Below are 15927 nucleotides of genomic sequence, written 5' to 3' on the forward strand. Positions count from 1 at the left end.
ACGTATTCACGGCGTCCCGCTGGCGGCCCCCCGGACACCTCAGGGGCGGTCGACGTCCCCGACCCGGAAGCGTCAACCCCGAACCCCCGTATCCATCCCACCCAACCTGTGATTTAATCCCGCCATGTTCCGACCCCTGGAAATCTTCATCGGCCTGCGCTACACCCGCGCCAAGCGCCGTAACCACTTCATTTCCTTCATCTCCCTGATCTCCATGCTGGGGATCGCCCTGGGCGTGACGGCACTGATCACCGTGCTCTCCGTGATGAACGGCTTCGAGAAGGAACTGCGCGAACGCATCCTGGGCATGGCCTCCCATGCCACCATCGCCGAATTCGGCGGCCAGTTACGCAACTGGGAAGCCGTCATGGCCCAGGCAGAAGGGGCCGACCGGGTGGTGGGCGTGGCCCCCTACGTGGAAGGCGAAGGCATGTTCTCCAGTGGCCGCCAGGTCAGCGGCGCCATGGTGCGCGGTGTCATCCCCGACCTGGAGGCCCGCGTCTCCCGGGTGGGCGAACACATCATCTTCGGCAGCATGGACGACCTGCAGGCACGCGGCTTTGGCGTCGTCCTGGGCAAGGAACTGGCCCTGGCCCTGGGCGTGGGGATGGGCGATCGGGTCACCCTCATCACCCCCCAGGCCGCCGTCACCCCCGTGGGCGTGCTGCCCCGAATGCGGCGCCTGAACGTGGTGGGCATCTTCGAGGTGGGCATGTTCGAATACGACCGCAGCACCGCCTTCATCCATCTCGACGATGCCCGGCAGATCTATCAGACCGACGATGCCGTGTCGGGCCTGCGCCTCAAGCTGGACGACATGATGCGCGCCCCCATCATCGCCCGCCAGGTGGCGGCGGAACTGGACGGTCGCTTCTGGGTGAACGACTGGACCCGCCAGCACGCCAACTTCTTCCGTGCCGTGCAGACGGAAAAGACCGTCATGTTCATCATCCTGTCCCTGATCGTGGCCGTGGCCGCCTTCAATATCGTCTCCACCCTGGTGATGGTGGTCATCGACAAGCAGGCCGATATTGCCATCCTGCGCACCCTGGGCCTCTCGCCACGCTCCGTGATGGCCGTGTTCATGGTGCAGGGCACCGTGATCGGCGTGGTGGGCACCCTGCTGGGTGTGGCCGGCGGCATCACCCTGGCCCTCAATGTGGAGACCATCGTCCCGGCCATCGAGTCCCTCCTGGGGCAGCAGTTCCTGTCGCCGGACGTGTACTACATCTCCGACCTCCCTTCGGAACTCAATCTCCAGGATGTGGGCCGCATCGGCTCGCTGGCTTTCGCCCTGACCGTGCTGGCCACCCTGTACCCGGCGTGGCGTGCCTCCCGCACCCAACCGGCAGAAGCCCTTCGCTACGAGTGACGAGAGATCGTATGGTGGATTTCGATTTTGATTCCGGCCCGGTGATACGTTGCCAGGGCCTGTCGCGCACCTTCGACGAGGGCGGCCTCACGGTAGAGGTCCTGCGCGGCGTGGATCTGGACGTGCAACCCGGCGAGAAGGTGGCCATCGTCGGCACCTCCGGCAGCGGCAAGAGCACCCTGCTGCACCTGATGGGCGGCCTGGACCTGCCCACGGCGGGCAGCGTGCAGGTCTGGGGGCAGGACATGGCCCGGCTCTCCGACGCCTGGCGAGGGCAGGTGCGCAATCAGCATCTGGGGTTCATCTATCAGTTCCACCATCTGCTGCCTGAATTCACGGCCCTGGAGAACGTGGCCATGCCTCTGCTGATCCGCGGCACCAACCCCAGTGCCGCGGCGGATCAGGCCAGATCCCTGCTGGAACGGGTGGGCCTGAGCAATCGCATGGCCCACAAGCCCGGTGAACTCTCCGGCGGGGAACGTCAGCGCGCTGCCATCGCCCGGGCCCTGATCACCGATCCCAAGGCCGTGCTGGCCGACGAGCCCACCGGCAACCTGGATCGTGGCCGGGCCGAGGAGATCCTCCAGCTCATGCTGCGACTCAACAAGCAATTGCGAACCGCCTTCGTCATCGTCACCCACGACCTGGAACTGGCCCAGCGCATGGACCGGATCATGGTGCTGGAGGGTGGCAATCTGCGGGTCTGGGAAGACAGCGCCGAGACCGCCTGAGCAAGGTTCAGCTATAGAAGCCCCTCTCCCCTGAGGGGAGAGGGGCTCGTAATGTATCTTTCATCATCTGGGGTGCCTCACCACCGTGATGCATGCGAGTTAGCGGGGGCGACGCAGGGTCGGCAGGCGGCGGCGCTTGTCCGCCAGGCGTCTGAGGATGTGCAGGCGCCATAGCAGCCGAATGCTCACATAGCCGGCCAGCCCCGCCACCGTGGACATCAGCAGACTGCCCAGCAGCAGGGGCTGCCAGATCATCAGCAATTCTCCGCTGAACCACGACAGGCTGAACTCGAAGGAAAACCCCCGTGGTGGCTCGCCCATCAGGTAGCGACCGATGGTGTATGCGGTGAGAAAGATGGGTGCCATGGTGAGCGGGTTCGTGATCCACACCAGCAGCACCGCGATGGGCAGGTTCACGCGCACCATCACGGCCACCGCGGCGGCCACCAGCATCTGCATGGGGATGGGCCAGAAGGCCACGAACAGGCCCACCGCAAAGGCGCCCGCCACCGATCTGCGGTTCAGATGCCACAGGTTCGGGTCGTTGAGCACGGCGCCGAACAGCTTCAGGATCTCGAAATCCCGCACCGTGTGGTAACTTGGGAACAGGCTCTTGATGAGCTTTCTCGGCATGGAGTGCTTGAAGTCGTGAGTCGCGGCCCCCGGCCGGCGTTGCGGGGGTGCCTATTATGGATGCTTTTCCAGGGAGTGGAAGATGCAGGGCCGGGCTTTGGTCTTTCTTGCGGGCGTGATGCTGCTGCACAGCCTGGGTGAGTTGCCCGCCCCGGGCTGGGCCTGGCTGCTGCTGGCTTTGCCCATATTTTACCGATTTGCCCCCTCGACGCGATGGCCCCTGTGGGCCATGGCCGGTTTTCTATGGGCCCTGATCCATGCCCACTGGGTGGTGGGACCGTCCCTGGATCCCTCACTATCCGGCCAGGATGTGCGCGTAGTGGGCATCGTCGACAGCCTGCCCGAACCCATGGAGCGCGGTGTGCGTTTCGGGTTTCGCATCGAGTCCGCCAGTGACGACGACTCCACTGCAGCATTGCCCGGGCGGGTTCGGGTGGGTTGGTATGGCCAGGCGCCAGATCTCGCGCCCGGAGAGCGCTGGGCACTCACCCTGCGCCTGCGTCAGCCCAATGGCCTGCGCAACCCGGGCGGATTCGATTATGAGGGCTGGCTCTTTCAGCAGGGCTTCCGGGCCACGGGCTATGTGCGCGACGGGCACACGGCGCGGCGGCTGGGGACGGCGCATTCTCCGGCTCGACACGTGGATCGCCTGCGCGCCGCCGTAGCCGGCCGGATGGACGCGGCACTCGGCGAAGCCGGTTACGGCGGCATCCTCCGGGCCCTGGCCGTGGGGGACCGTTCCGCCATCTCCCAGGCGCAATGGGCCACCCTCATCGACACCGGCACCAACCACCTGATGGCCATCTCCGGCCTGCACGTGGGACTGGTGGCCGGCATGGGGTACGCCATCATGCTCTGGGGGTGGCGGCGTGTCCCGGCGCTGGCCCTGCGCCTGCCGGCCCAGCGGGCCGCCGTCATCGCCGCCCTGATCTGTGCCACCGGTTATGCCGCCCTGGCCGGGTTTGCCGTCCCCACGCAGCGGGCCCTGGTGATGCTGGCAGTGGCGCTGGGTGCTGTCTGGCTGGGCCGCACGGCGCGGCCCTCCCACACGCTGGCCCTGGCACTGATGGCGGTCCTGGTGCTGGACCCCCGTGCCGTGCTGGCACCGGGATTCTGGCTGTCCTTCGCTGCGGTGGCGGTGATCCTTTACGCCGTGGCGGCCCGGGTGGGCCCCATGGGCAAGACCGATGCCCTGCTGCGGGTGCAGTGGGTGGCCGGGGTGGGCCTGCTGCCCCTCACCCTGGTCATGTTCCAGCATGGTTCGCTGATCTCACCCCTGGCCAATCTGTTCGCCGTGCCCTGGGTGAGTTTCGTGGTGGTGCCCCTGGTGCTGGTGGGCGTGGGTCTTTCGCCATGGGTTCCCTGGGCCGCGGAGGCCCTGTGGGGACTGGCCCATCTGGCGGTCTGGGCGCTTTGGCCGGTGCTGGAGCATCTGGCGGACTGGCCGGGCGCCCAGTGGCGAGCCGCACCGCCTGCCTGGACCCTGATACCCGCCTTGCTGGGCCTGGCCTGGTTCATGGCCCCGCGCGCCTGGCCTGCCCGGTGGCTCGGCCTGCTGCTGCTGTTGCCCATGCTCTGGCCGCCCCGGGCAGATCTGGAGCCGGGGGCCTTTCGGGTGGCGATGCTGGATGTGGGGCAGGGTCTGGCGGTGGTGGTCAAGACAGCCGGACACACCCTGGTGTACGACACCGGGCCGCGCTTCAGTCCCCGCTTTGATGCGGGCGAGGCGGCGGTGGTGCCCTACCTGCGACATCAGGGGCGCGACCGGGTCGACGCCCTCATGATCAGCCATGGGGACAATGATCACATTGGCGGCGCCGCCTCCGTGCTATCGCGGCTTTCGGTGAACGCGGTACTCAGCCGGGACCCTGGGCGCCTGGATCACCCCGATAGCATGGAATGCCTCGAGGGCCAGGAGTGGGCGTGGGATGGGGTGGTCTTTCGTGTCCTGCATCCGCCGCCCTTCTGGGGGGATGACAACGAATCCTCCTGTGTGCTCCGTATCCAGGGGTCGGGTGGCAGTGTGCTGCTCACCGGCGATGTGGAGGGCCTGGGGGAGGCCGTACTGGTTCACAGCCATGGTCCGGGTCTGGCCTCGGACGTACTGCTGGTGCCCCATCATGGCGCGGCCACCTCCCTGTCGGAGCCCTTTCTGGATCGGGTGTCGCCGCAGCTGGCACTGGTGAGCACGGGCTTCGAGAATCGCTTCGGACATCCCCATGAGCAGACCCTGGAGCGACTGGAGCGTCGTCGCATCCCGCTCATGGATACCGCGGGGGAGGGTGCCTTTCGGGTGGATGTGCATCCCGACGCCGGTGTGCGGGTCCACCCGGGTTATCGTCATGTGGGGCGACGCCACTGGCATCGCCCCTGACTTCCTTTGCCCGCGATCGCGGGAGTGCAGTATCATGCCCCACGCTTTATCAATCCCTTCCCAACCTAGGACGCCACTAAGTGTTTGAACTGGTCAAGGCCGGTGGCTGGCTCATGCTGCCCATCATCGCCTGTTCCGTGATCGCGCTGGCCATCGTCATCGAAAGGCTCTGGAGCCTGCGTCGCCGCCGGGTGCTGCCCCCGCAACTGGTGGTGCAGATCTGGCAGTGGATTCAGGCCGGTGAGCTGAACGACGCCCGACTGCGCGCGCTGCGCGAGGGGTCTCCGCTGGGCCGGGTCCTGGCCGCCGGGCTGGTCAACCGGCGCAGTTCCCGGGAGGTGATGAAGGAGTCCATCGAGGAGACCGGTCGTCGGGTGGCCCATGAACTGGAACGTTTCCTCAACACCCTGGGTACCATTGCCGCCATCACGCCCCTGCTGGGGCTGCTGGGCACCGTGGTGGGCATGATTCAGGTGTTTTCGGTGATTACCGCCGTGGGCGTGGGCAGCCCGGGTGAACTGGCCGGAGGAATCTCCCAGGCGCTGATCACCACCGCCACCGGCATCTCCGTGGCCGTGCCGGCCCTGATCTTCCACCGCTACTTCCGGGGGCGGGTGGACGAGCTGGTGCTGGACATGGAACAGGAGGCCATCAAGCTGGTGGAAGTGGTCAAGGGTGAACGGGCGCCCACACCCGGGGTGCGGGGCAGTTGAATTTCCGGCGCCGCCAGACCGAGGAGGTGGGGGTCAACCTCACGCCACTGATCGACGTGGTGTTCCTGCTGCTGATCTTCTTCATGGTGTCCACCACCTTCGATCGGCACTCCGTGCTGCAGTTGGAACTGCCCCGGGCCGATGCCACGGAGGAGCAGGCGCTGCCCCGCACCGTGGAACTGGTCATCAATGCCGAGGGGCGCTTCTTTCTGGATGGTGCCGAACTGGTGAATACCCGGCCGGAGACCCTGCGCGCGGCCCTGGGCGAGGTCATCGGCGATGACCAGGAGACCCCACTGGTGATCCGCGCCGATGCCCGCACACCCCATCAGTCGGTGGTCACGGCCATGAACGTGGCCCAGCGTCTGGGCCTGTCCCGCCTGTCCATCGCCACCCTGGGTGGTGAGTCGGAATGAAAAAGCCTCTCCCACCCTCGCAAGCCGCCTATGAGACCTCCGGCTTCCAGGTGTACAAGCGCCTGCTCAGCCATTCCCTTAAATACTGGCGCTACCTGTCCATTGCCGTGCTGGCCATGATCGTCACGGCGGCCACCGAAACGGGTTTTGCTGCATTGATGCGGCCGCTGATGGATGGCAGTTTCGTGGAGCAGGACGAAACCCTGATCCGCTGGATCCCCGTGATCATCCTGGCGATCTTCTTCATTCGCGGGATCGGCGAGTTCCTCTCCAAGTACACCATGAAGTGGGTGGGCCGGCAGGTCATCAAGGAACTGCGCAGCCAGATGTTCCGGCATCTGCTGCAGATGCCCGTGGCCTATTACGACCGCAATACCACCGGACAACTCATCTCCCGCCTCACCTACAACGTGGAACAGGTGGCCAAGGCATCCACCGACAGCATCACCATCCTGATCCGCGATTCGTTCACGGTGCTGGGGTTGCTGGGCTGGATGCTGTATCTCAACTGGAAACTGACCCTCACGGTGCTGATCGTTGCGCCGGCCATCGCTTTCGCCATTGACCGGGTCACCCGGCGGTTCCGCAAGCTGAGCCGCCGCATCCAGGGCTCCATGGGGGATGTCACCCATGTGGCGGGGGAAGTCATGGATGGCTCCCGTGAGGTGAAGATCTTCGGTGGCGAGGCCTACGAGCAGGAGCGTTTTGACGAGATCAACGAGAAGAACCGGCGCCTGCACATGAAAAAGGTGGCCCTGCAGGCCAGCAACATGCCCATCATCCAGTTCTTCGTGGCCATCGCTCTCGCCCTGATCGTCTGGTTGGCCACCCATGAGACCATGATGCAGGACGTGACCGTGGGGACCTTCGTCTCCTTCATCACCGCCATGCTGCTGCTGATGCAGCCCATACAGCGCCTGGTGACGGTGAACGCCACCCTGCAGCAGGGCATCGCCGCCGGCCAGAACATCTTCGGCCTGCTGGATGAACCCCTGGAGGCGGATAACGGAACGCGCACGCTGGAACGGGCCCGGGGCGACATCGAGATCCGTGACCTGTCCTTCAGCTATGACGAGACCAAGGGCAATGTCCTTGAGGACATCAATCTGCAGGTGCGGCCCGGCGAGACGGTGGCCCTGGTGGGTCGCTCCGGTAGCGGCAAGACCACCCTGGTGAACCTGCTGCCCCGGTTCTACGAGCCCCAGCAGGGGGCCATCCTGCTGGACGGCCTGGACATCCGTGAACTGCGGCTGGCGGATCTGCGCAACCAGATTGCCCACGTGGGTCAGCAGGTGACCCTGTTCAACGACAGCATCGCCCACAATATTGCCTATGGCAGCGCGGTGGACCCCTCGGACGAGGAGAAGATCATCGCTGCGGCCGAAGCGGCCCATGCCATGGAATTCATCCAGCGACTGCCCCAGGGGATCCACACCCAGGTGGGCGACAACGGCGTGCTGCTCTCCGGCGGCCAACGCCAGCGCATCGCCATCGCTCGTGCCCTGCTCAAGGATGCCCCGATCCTGATTCTGGACGAGGCCACCTCCGCCCTGGATACGGAGTCCGAGCGCCACATTCAATCGGCCCTGGAAAACCTGGTGCGCAACCGCACCACCCTGGTCATCGCCCATCGCCTGTCCACCATCGAGAACGCTGATCGCATCGTGGTGATGCAGTCGGGTCGCATCCAGGAAGTGGGCAGCCATGAGGAATTGATCCGCCGGGAAGGTGTGTATGCCCGCCTGCACCAGCTTCAGTTCCATGAAGCCGATGCCCCGTGATCCCTACGGCGCAGCCCTTTGGCCGGTGCTGCAGGCCAATCTCCGGGATCACCTTCAGGGGCGGTCCGGGCAGGCTTATGGTCGCATGGGTCGGCTGCGCGCCCCGGAGGCCAAGGGGCCGCTGATCTGGCTCAAGACGGGCGACACCCGGGCCTCGGTGCGCCTGGGGGCTGAACTCATGGGGGCCATCCGGCGCAAGCGCCTGGATGCCCGGCTGGTGCTCACCTTCGAGCGAGAGTACCGGGACGAGGTGCTCAGGCGCCTGCGTGGCATGAACCGCTTCGGCCTGGGCTTTGGCCCCTGTGACCGCCCGCGGGCAGTGTCCCGCGTGCTGGACAGACTCAAGCCCCTGGGGCTGATCCTGGTGGATACCCCACCGCGTCGGCATCTGGTGGAGCGGGCGGTGGAGCAGGGGGTTCACGTGCTGGCCTTCAACACCGGGCCCACCCCCGTGCCCGTGGAGGCCGCCTATCCCCGGGACGAGATCGCCGCCGCCCAGTGGCGCGACGCGGGACGGGCCGGGACCCTGGCGGAGCCGGCGGATCCGGCCAGCCTGCTGGCAGAGTCCCAGAATCAGGCCACCCTGCTGTCCATGGTGCCCGACGGGACGCCCATCTTCTGGTGGCATGGTCCAGCCCGGGCGTGGCCGGCCATGCGCGATGCCTGGCAGGCTTCGCCGCTGAGTGACTCGGCCCTGCTGTGCGTTTCCGTGGAACCTTCGGACGCCTTGCCAGAAGGAGAGGGGCTGGCCCTGAGTCAGTGGACGCGCACCTCGTTGGCTGCGGGCACCCTGCTATGGGTGGATGATTCGGCCTGGTGGCCGGCAGTGGCCAGCGCCGCCCTGGGTGTGCATCTGTGTGGTGCGGATCGGGACCTGTTGTGGCAGGTCCTGGCCGGTTCCGTTTCGTTAAGTAGCGATGATTCCCTGAGGGCGGCGTTTCCCTGGTTGCATCCCATGGCCCCCGAGTTGTCCAGGCCCGCGCAGGTGATCGACCATTGGCGGGCCGAGGCTGCCGACCCCATCGGTAGCCGCCAACGGGCAGACACGGGCCGGCGGCGCTTCTGGGAGGAGCGTCGGCGGGTTCAGGGTGTGATGGATGCCTTCTTGCAGCGGGTATTCGACTGGTGAAAAGGCTTGAGGATTATTGGGCGGACCGCAACCCGGTGGCGCTCACCCTGTATCCGCTGTCGCTGCTTTACTGCGGTCTGGCACTGCTTAATCGCCTGCGTCTGGAGTGGCGGGCACGCATGCGGCCCCGATTGCCCGTGCGGGCTGTGGTGGTGGTGGGCAATGTCACCGTGGGAGGCACCGGCAAGACGCCCATGGTGGTCTGGCTTTGCAACTGGCTGCGCGAACATGGCTATCGGCCCGGGGTGGTCAGTCGGGGGTATGGCGGACGCTCACGTACCTGGCCACGGGAGGTCACGCCCCGCAGTGATCCGGCCCAGGTGGGGGATGAGCCGGTATTGATTGCCACCCGTGGTGGATGTCCGGTCTGCGTGGGGCCGGATCGCAACCGGGCCGCTCACCTGTTGCTGGCCCAGCATGACTGCGATGTGATCGTCACTGACGACGGTTTGCAGCATTATGCCTTGCGTCGGGACCTGGAGATCGTCATGGTGGACGGTGAGCGGCGTTTTGGTAATGGCTTTTGCCTGCCCGCCGGGCCGCTGCGTGAACCTCTGGAGCGCGTACGCGAGGCGGATTACGTGGTGGTCACCGGTGGAGAGGCCCAATCCGGGGAATACGCCATGCGGCTGGTGTCCCAGGTGGCGATGAGCGTGCGGGACCCGGGCCGCACTCGCCCTTTGAGTGATTTTGCCGGCCAGCGTGTGCATGCCATGGCCGGTATCGGACATCCGCCCCGGTTCTTCGCCATGTTGCGCGAGCGGGGGCTGGAGGTGGTGGGACATGCCTTTCCCGATCATCATGTGTACGGCAACTGCGATATCCGTTTCGGGGACGGCAGTCCGGTGCTGATGACCGAGAAAGATGCCGTAAAATGTCGGGGTATCGCAGGCCCCGAGCACTGGTTCGTGCCTGTGAGTGCCGTGCCTGATCAGGCACTGGCTTTGGCCATTCTTCGCTCGGTCCAGGCCGTGGACCGTATTCACAGTATGAGGTAAAGGACATGGACAAACGTTTGCTCGATATTCTGGTATGCCCTGTCACCAAGGGTCCGCTCATCTTCGACAAGGATAAGGGTGAGTTGATCTCCCGGGCGGCTCGTCTGGCCTATCCCATCCGGGAGGGCATCCCGGTGATGCTGGAGGAGGAGGCCCGCACCCTCAGCGAGGAAGAGGTGGAGAAGTGGAAGGACAAGAAGTGAAGTCGGGCCCGAGGAAAGGGGAGTTGGCCTGATGGGCTTCAAGGTGGTCATACCGGCTCGCTACGCGTCCACCCGGCTGCCGGGCAAGCCCCTGGTGGTTCTGGGCGACAAGTCCATGGTGCAGCATGTGTACGAGCGCGCCCTGGCCAGTGGCGCCGATGAGGTGGTGGTGGCCACGGACGATACCCGCATTGAGGAGGCGGTCAAGGCCTTCGGCGCCAGGGTGTGCATGACATCGGTGCACCATGCCTCGGGCAGTGACCGCATTGCCGAGGTGGCGGCCCGCATGGAGTGGGGCGATGAGGACATCCTGGTGAACCTGCAGGGAGATGAGCCACTCACCCCATCGGCGATTGTGCGGCAAGTGGCGGATAATCTGGCCGATCACCCGGAGGCGGTGATCGCCACCCTGTGCACGCCGATCACGCGAGCGGCGCAGTTGTATGATCCACATACGGTAAAGGTGGTGCGCGATGCCCGGGATTTTGCCCTGTATTTCAGTCGCGCCCCCATTCCCTGGGAGCGTGATGCCCTGGATATGGAGGTCTCACCGGCCTTGCAGGTGTGTCAGCGGCACATCGGTCTGTATGCCTACCGGGTGGGTTACCTGAAGCGCTTCACCCGCATGGAGAGCTGCGCCCTGGAGCGCATCGAGTGCCTGGAACAACTGCGGGCCATGTACCACGGTGCCCGCATCCATGTGGATGTGGCCCTGCAGGCTCCGGGCGCTGGTGTGGATACCCAGGAGGATGTGGAGCGGGTGGAGATGATGCTGGCCCACGCCCAGCCCCGTTGACCGTGGGGGCCCCCTGTGGGAGCGGGCCTCGGCCGATCGTCCACACGCTGAACGAGGAGTGGTTGGAACGAGGAGTGGTTGGCGGAGCCCCCCGTGGGAGCGGCCCTCGGCCGCGAAGGGCGGAGCCCCCGCTGCCCATGCAGGATCATGGGTCGGAGTGGACCTCGGGGTGCCCGGATTCCTTCCAGCGGGACGCCGTGAATACATCCATGTAGGCTCTGCAGCCGCTTCCTGCGGCTGAAGCCCGCTTACAGGAATCCGGGCACCCCGAGGTCCGGACACATTGGAGTCTTTTTCGAAAAGCCTCTCGTGAAAGCATCCAGGTCAAGCCGTGGACACTCCCTCTCCCCGCAGGGAGAGGGGCTCGATTGATCCATCACCGGGGCGTCACCCCTTCAGGACGCGCCGCAGTTCGGCCACCCGGTCGTCACCGGCCAGGGTCTGGATCACGGGGTGGATGTCGCTGTGATCATCATTGAGCAGGGGCAGGGTGAAGGTGCGTTCCACACGTCGGTGTGGTTCACCGTGCTGGTCGGGCTGGATCACATGATGGCCCGCCACCTCGCCCACCACCAGTCGAGGTTCGGGGTCGGTGTCGAGGATCTCGATCACCTGACAGCGGATGCCATCCACCACGGCTTGCTGGCCAATGAGGGGGCTGAGCAGTTTCATGAGTCTGTCCATGGGTATAAGTATACCGATGCTGCCCGGGGATGCCATGGTGCCCGCTGTGCCCCATAATCAAAGAAGAAAAACCAAGGTACCCGAATCACATGAAATGGGACATCCTCAAGGTGGAAGACCTCTACCAGGGCTTCTTCAAGTTGTGTCGGCTGCGCCTGAGTCATGGACGCTTTGCCGGCGGGGAGCCGCTGGTGGTGGAGCGGGAATTGATTCGCCGTGGCCCGGCAGCGGCCGTGCTGCCCTATGACCCGGATACGGATCGGGTGCTGCTGGTGGAACAGTTCCGGGTGGGGGCCATCGAGTCACCTCACGGCCCCTGGCTCATGGAGACCATCGCCGGCCTGATCGAACCGGGGGAGCGCGCCGAGGACGTGGCCCGCCGTGAGGCCCTGGAGGAAGCCGATTGCTCCCTGGGCGAGCTGGTGCTTGCGCACGAGTATTTCTCCACCCCGGGCAGTTCCGATGAGCGTATCTCGGTCTATGTGGGCCAGGCAGATCTATCGGCCGCCAGGAGCGGCATTCATGGCCTGGTGGAGGAGGGCGAAGAGATCCGCACCCATGTGCTGCCGGCGGACGAGGCCTTCGATTGGCTGGATCGCCAGCAGGTGGACACGGCTTTCCCGATCATTGCACTGCAGTGGTTGCGGCTGAATCGGGAGATGTTGCAGGAGAGATGGGGGAGCGGCTAACTCGAGGATCGGCATGCCGCCAGTCCGGCGGTTACGATGGCTGCCGTAAAGAAGAGGGGTCGACCCCCATGGGTCGGCCCCTCTTGTCGTCTTAGGAGTTCAGACGGTTAGGAGTTCAGACGGTTGTCGATCAGCACGTTCACCACGTCCGGATCGGCCAGGGTGGAGGTGTCACCCAGGTTTTCCAGCTCATTGGCGGCGATCTTGCGCAGGATGCGGCGCATGATCTTGCCGGAGCGGGTCTTGGGCAGGCCGGGGGCGAACTGCAGCAGGTTGATCTTGGCGATGGGGCCGATCTCGTCCCTCACCAGCTTGATCAACTCCTTCACCAGGGCATCGTCGCCCTGCTCGCCGGACATCAGGGTCACGTAGGCATAGATGCCCTGACCGGTGATGTCGTGGGGGTAACCCACCACGGCCGCCTCGGCCACCTTGGGATGCAGCACCAGGGCAGATTCGATCTCGGCGGTACCCAGGCGGTGACCGGAGACATTCAGCACGTCATCCACGCGCCCGGTGATCCAGTAGTAGCCATCGGCATCCCGGCGAGCGCCATCACCGGTGAAGTACAGGCCCGGGTAGATGCTGAAGTAGGTTTCCACGAAGCGCTTGTGGTCGCCCCAGAGGGTGCGCATCTGGGCAGGCCAGGAATGGCGGATGCACAGGTTGCCCTCGGCCGGGCTTTCGGTGATTTCGTTGCCCTTGTCGTCCACCAGCAGAGGCTCCACGCCGAAGAAGGGCTTGGTGGCCGAACCCGGCTTCATGTCCACGGCGCCGGGCAGGTTGGCGATCATGTGAGCGCCGGTTTCAGTCTGCCACCAGGTATCCACGATGGGGCAACGGCCATCGCCGACCACCCGGTGATACCACTCCCAGGCTTCCGGGTTGATGGGCTCGCCCACGGTGCCCAGCAGGCGCAGGCTGGAGCGCTTGTGCTTGGTCACGAAGTCATCACCGGCACCCATCAGCATGCGGATGGCGGTGGGGGCGGTGTAGAAGATGTTCACGTTGTGCTTGTCGCACACCTGCCAGAAGCGGCCGTTGTCCGGGTAGTTGGGTACACCTTCGAACATCAGGCTCTTGGCACCATTGGCCAGCGGGCCGTACAGGATATAGGTGTGGCCGGTCACCCAGCCCACGTCGGCGGTGCACCAGTAGACTTCGCCGTCCTTGTAGTCGAACACCATCTTGTGGGTCATGGCCGCCTGCAGCAGGTAGCCGCCGGTGGTGTGCATCACGCCCTTGGGCTTGCCGGTGGAGCCGGAGGTGTAAAGGATGAACAGCGGATCTTCGGCGTCCACTTCCTCGGCGGGGCAATCGGCGCTGGCATTGGCCAGTTCCTCGTGATACCAGACATCCCGACCTTCCTTCCATTCCACCGGCTCGCCACCGCGCTTGACCACGACCATGGTGGAAATGCTGGGGCATTGGGCGGCAGCCTTGTCGGCGTTGCCCTTCAAGGGCACCTTGCGGCCACCACGCAGGCTCTGGTCGGAGGTGATCAGTACCTTGGCTTCGGCGTCCTGGATGCGGTCGCGCAGGGCGTCGGGGGAGAAGCCGCCGAAGACAATGGAGTGCACGGCACCAATGCGGGCACAGGCCAGCATGGCCACGGCGGCCTCGGGGATCATGGGCAGGTAGATGGAAACCCGGTCACCCTTTTTCACGCCCTTGGATTTGAGCACATTGGCGAACTTGCACACCTCTTCGTGCAGTTCACGATAGGTGATGGTGCGGTCGTCGGAGGGGTCGTCGCCTTCCCAGATGATGGCGGCCTGATCACCCCGGGTGTCCAGGTGCCGATCCAGGCAGTTGTACGCCACGTTGAGCTTGCCACCCTGGAACCAGGTGACCCGCGCCTCGTCCTCGAAGGAGCCCGAGCGAACCGTGTCCCATTTCTTGAACCAGGTGAGGTATTTCTCGGCCTGCTCGGCCCAGAAGGTGTCCGGGTTGTCGACGGATTGCCGATACATGGCCTCGTACTGCTCGGCGTTCACATTGGCCTTGGCGGCAAAGTCCTTGGGTACTTCGTGAACCTTCACTTCCGACATGAGATCTCCTCCTGCTAATGCATGGAATTGAATGAAATCGGGCCGATGAATCGGCTAATTCGTCATTATAACTTCTTGGCGGTCAAGCATAACGCGCCAGCCCGGTGCTGACTATCCCGACTTGCTGCATAGGGCAAGTGTCGACGATTCCGGGTGGGCAGGGGTCCGGGCCGGCTCTTGCCCCTCACCCCAACCCCTCTCCCCGCAGGGGAGAGGGGCTTGGATCGTATCTTTCATCATCGGGGGAGACTCACCGCCGTGATGCATTAGAGTCAGGTGGGCAGCCCCCCCAGATAATGCCGGCCGATGCTGCGCTGCATGAAGCGCACTTGGGCAAAGGCCCGGCATAGCCGCTTGCGTTCGTCGGCGGAAAACTCCCCGCTTTCGACCCGGTTGTCCAGCGGCCTCTTCGCACGAATGAGGCGGGCGTGCTGACGGACCCGGAGTGTGGTGATCAGATCCCAGGCCCGTATCAGTTCCTCCCCTGCAGATGGGCTGATGGTGCCCAGCCTGATGGTGGCTTCCAGGCGTTCGCGCGTATGCAGTTCGGCCAGGCCATGGGCCACCGCCAGCAGTCGCGCCAGGCTGACGATGGGCATGATGCCCCTGCGTTTGAGATCCAGTGGCCTGGCCCGCGTGAACCAAAAGGCCGGGCATCTCAGCCCCAGGCGCCACAGCGGGCTGCGTGGGGGGCTGTCCTTGAGTGCCTCGCGGGCCATGGTGGAGATGAACCAGGTGCTGTTGCGTGCCTCGGGGGTCACCCGTTCCCGCACCGCGCGTAGCAGCGAGGGGTCTCCGTGGATCGTGCGCAGATCCAGGAAATTCTGCGCCAGCATCACCGACTTGAGGGCCGGGCTGCGTATCCAGTCCAGAAAATACCGCTGCCAGACGGCCACGGGCTGCTGCCAGTCCTCGTTGCGGGCCATGACGCCTCCGATGCACAGGTGCAGACCGCAGCTGTCCAGATCCCCGGTGACCCGCTCCGCCAACCGATGAAAGTGGTCCCGTTCGGCCGCCGTGGGGGGGCGTGCCAGGATCAGGGCATTGTCCTGATCGGTGTGTACCGTCTGTTCGCATCGCCCCTGGGAGCCGCAGGCCACCCAGGCAAACCCCATGGGCGCGGGGCCCAGTTCCGTCTCGGCCAGTTCGATGGCGCGACGGGTGAGGGCGTCGCTGAAGGCGGAGATGCGCTGTCCCACCTGATCCCCTGTGGCGCCCTGGTCCACCCATTGCATCTGCAGCCTCGGCATGCCCGCGGCCAGGGTGCGCAGCGTCGCATGATCCGGTGCTTGCAGGATCTGCGTCAGCATGGGCTCGGTGGGCAGCGCCAGGTCGTGCATGCGTTACGAGGGTGGGG

15 protein-coding genes are annotated in these 15927 nt (G+C 65.2%); 11 read left to right on the forward strand and 4 right to left on the reverse strand.

All coding sequences use genetic code 11. From position 1 onward, the window contains the following. Positions 1-124: 124 nt before the first annotated feature. Together LPW30_RS05285 and lolD are read left to right on the forward strand one after the other, a co-directional pair. A complete protein-coding gene (locus tag LPW30_RS05285) occupies positions 125-1372 on the forward strand; it encodes a lipoprotein-releasing ABC transporter permease subunit (protein WP_238625040.1) in 1248 nt (415 codons plus the stop codon). An 11-nt stretch (positions 1373-1383) separates the two neighbouring features. Beyond that, positions 1384-2103, forward strand: coding sequence for a lipoprotein-releasing ABC transporter ATP-binding protein LolD (gene lolD, locus LPW30_RS05290; protein ID WP_239680259.1), 720 nt, complete (start codon positions 1384-1386; stop codon positions 2101-2103). A gap of 99 nt (positions 2104-2202) precedes the next feature. Here the strand turns inward: lolD and LPW30_RS05295 are convergent, their stop codons facing one another. Continuing rightward, on the reverse strand, positions 2203-2736 hold the full coding sequence (locus tag LPW30_RS05295) for a DUF2062 domain-containing protein (RefSeq protein ID WP_025281290.1): 534 nt from the start codon (positions 2734-2736) through the stop codon (positions 2203-2205). Between the two features lie 82 nt (positions 2737-2818). Between LPW30_RS05295 and LPW30_RS05300 the strand changes: the two genes are divergently transcribed. The 8 genes from LPW30_RS05300 (at position 2819) to kdsB (ending at position 11146) form a co-directional block, all read left to right on the forward strand. Beyond that, on the forward strand, positions 2819-5110 hold the full coding sequence (locus LPW30_RS05300) for a DNA internalization-related competence protein ComEC/Rec2 (protein WP_239680260.1): 2292 nt from the start codon (positions 2819-2821) through the stop codon (positions 5108-5110). 80 nt (positions 5111-5190) lie between these two features. Beyond that, positions 5191-5823, forward strand: a complete 633-nt coding sequence (locus LPW30_RS05305) for a MotA/TolQ/ExbB proton channel family protein (protein ID WP_025281292.1) — start codon at positions 5191-5193, stop codon at positions 5821-5823. Continuing rightward, complete coding sequence (locus tag LPW30_RS05310; protein ID WP_025281293.1) at positions 5820-6239, forward strand: ExbD/TolR family protein; 420 nt, start codon at positions 5820-5822, stop codon at positions 6237-6239. The genes LPW30_RS05305 and LPW30_RS05310 overlap by 4 nt, the downstream gene beginning before the upstream one ends. Beyond that, positions 6236-8020 carry a lipid A export permease/ATP-binding protein MsbA gene (msbA, locus tag LPW30_RS05315; protein WP_239680261.1) on the forward strand — a complete coding sequence of 595 codons (1785 nt, stop codon included), beginning with the start codon at positions 6236-6238 and terminating at the stop codon, positions 8018-8020. Before LPW30_RS05310 ends, msbA begins: the two co-directional genes overlap by 4 nt. Further along, on the forward strand, positions 7974-9149 hold the full coding sequence (locus LPW30_RS05320) for a hypothetical protein (protein WP_239680262.1): 1176 nt from the start codon (positions 7974-7976) through the stop codon (positions 9147-9149). Before msbA ends, LPW30_RS05320 begins: the two co-directional genes overlap by 47 nt. Further along, positions 9146-10147 carry a tetraacyldisaccharide 4'-kinase gene (gene lpxK / locus LPW30_RS05325; protein ID WP_238625043.1) on the forward strand — a complete coding sequence of 334 codons (1002 nt, stop codon included), beginning with the start codon at positions 9146-9148 and terminating at the stop codon, positions 10145-10147. Before LPW30_RS05320 ends, lpxK begins: the two co-directional genes overlap by 4 nt. A gap of 5 nt (positions 10148-10152) precedes the next feature. Next, positions 10153-10350 (forward strand): Trm112 family protein, encoded by a 198-nt coding sequence (locus LPW30_RS05330; RefSeq protein WP_025281297.1) that lies wholly within the window; start codon positions 10153-10155, stop codon positions 10348-10350. A gap of 31 nt (positions 10351-10381) precedes the next feature. Continuing rightward, positions 10382-11146 carry a 3-deoxy-manno-octulosonate cytidylyltransferase gene (gene kdsB, locus LPW30_RS05335; RefSeq protein WP_025281298.1) on the forward strand — a complete coding sequence of 255 codons (765 nt, stop codon included), beginning with the start codon at positions 10382-10384 and terminating at the stop codon, positions 11144-11146. Between the two features lie 387 nt (positions 11147-11533). On the opposite strand, the gene LPW30_RS05340 is transcribed toward kdsB, so the two are convergent. After that, entirely contained in the window at positions 11534-11818 is a 285-nt protein-coding gene (locus LPW30_RS05340; protein WP_238625044.1) for a hypothetical protein, read from the reverse strand. Positions 11819-11919: 101 nt separating this feature from the next. Here LPW30_RS05340 and LPW30_RS05345 point away from each other — a divergent pair, with 101 nt between their 5' ends. Next, on the forward strand, positions 11920-12519 hold the full coding sequence (locus tag LPW30_RS05345) for an NUDIX domain-containing protein (protein ID WP_025281300.1): 600 nt from the start codon (positions 11920-11922) through the stop codon (positions 12517-12519). Between the two features lie 107 nt (positions 12520-12626). On the opposite strand, the gene acs is transcribed toward LPW30_RS05345, so the two are convergent. Both acs and LPW30_RS05355 read right to left on the reverse strand, forming a co-directional pair. Beyond that, positions 12627-14570, reverse strand: a complete 1944-nt coding sequence (acs, locus tag LPW30_RS05350; RefSeq protein WP_025281301.1) for an acetate--CoA ligase — start codon at positions 14568-14570, stop codon at positions 12627-12629. A 272-nt stretch (positions 14571-14842) separates the two neighbouring features. Then, a complete protein-coding gene (locus LPW30_RS05355) occupies positions 14843-15910 on the reverse strand; it encodes a DUF294 nucleotidyltransferase-like domain-containing protein (RefSeq protein ID WP_239680263.1) in 1068 nt (355 codons plus the stop codon). Positions 15911-15927: the final 17 nt, after the last annotated feature.

This window comes from Ectothiorhodospira variabilis (genome assembly GCF_022227625.1).
Classification (GTDB): Bacteria; Pseudomonadota; Gammaproteobacteria; order Ectothiorhodospirales; family Ectothiorhodospiraceae; genus Ectothiorhodospira; species Ectothiorhodospira haloalkaliphila.

What these genes read in the sequence shown, in the direction of transcription:
- LPW30_RS05285 (WP_238625040.1), top strand. Translation starts at nt 125, where the DNA reads ATGTTCCGACCCCTGGAAATCTTCATCGGCCTGCGCTACACCCGCGCC.
- lolD (WP_239680259.1), top strand. Translation starts at nt 1,384, where the DNA reads ATGGTGGATTTCGATTTTGATTCCGGCCCGGTGATACGTTGCCAGGGC.
- LPW30_RS05295 (WP_025281290.1), bottom strand. Translation starts at nt 2,736, where the DNA reads ATGCCGAGAAAGCTCATCAAGAGCCTGTTCCCAAGTTACCACACGGTG.
- LPW30_RS05300 (WP_239680260.1), top strand. Translation starts at nt 2,819, where the DNA reads ATGCAGGGCCGGGCTTTGGTCTTTCTTGCGGGCGTGATGCTGCTGCAC.
- msbA (WP_239680261.1), top strand. Translation starts at nt 6,236, where the DNA reads ATGAAAAAGCCTCTCCCACCCTCGCAAGCCGCCTATGAGACCTCCGGC.
- LPW30_RS05320 (WP_239680262.1), top strand. Translation starts at nt 7,974, where the DNA reads ATGCCCGCCTGCACCAGCTTCAGTTCCATGAAGCCGATGCCCCGTGAT.
- LPW30_RS05330 (WP_025281297.1), top strand. Translation starts at nt 10,153, where the DNA reads ATGGACAAACGTTTGCTCGATATTCTGGTATGCCCTGTCACCAAGGGT.
- kdsB (WP_025281298.1), top strand. Translation starts at nt 10,382, where the DNA reads ATGGGCTTCAAGGTGGTCATACCGGCTCGCTACGCGTCCACCCGGCTG.
- LPW30_RS05340 (WP_238625044.1), bottom strand. Translation starts at nt 11,818, where the DNA reads ATGAAACTGCTCAGCCCCCTCATTGGCCAGCAAGCCGTGGTGGATGGC.
- LPW30_RS05345 (WP_025281300.1), top strand. Translation starts at nt 11,920, where the DNA reads ATGAAATGGGACATCCTCAAGGTGGAAGACCTCTACCAGGGCTTCTTC.
- acs (WP_025281301.1), bottom strand. Translation starts at nt 14,570, where the DNA reads ATGTCGGAAGTGAAGGTTCACGAAGTACCCAAGGACTTTGCCGCCAAG.
- LPW30_RS05355 (WP_239680263.1), bottom strand. Translation starts at nt 15,910, where the DNA reads ATGCACGACCTGGCGCTGCCCACCGAGCCCATGCTGACGCAGATCCTG.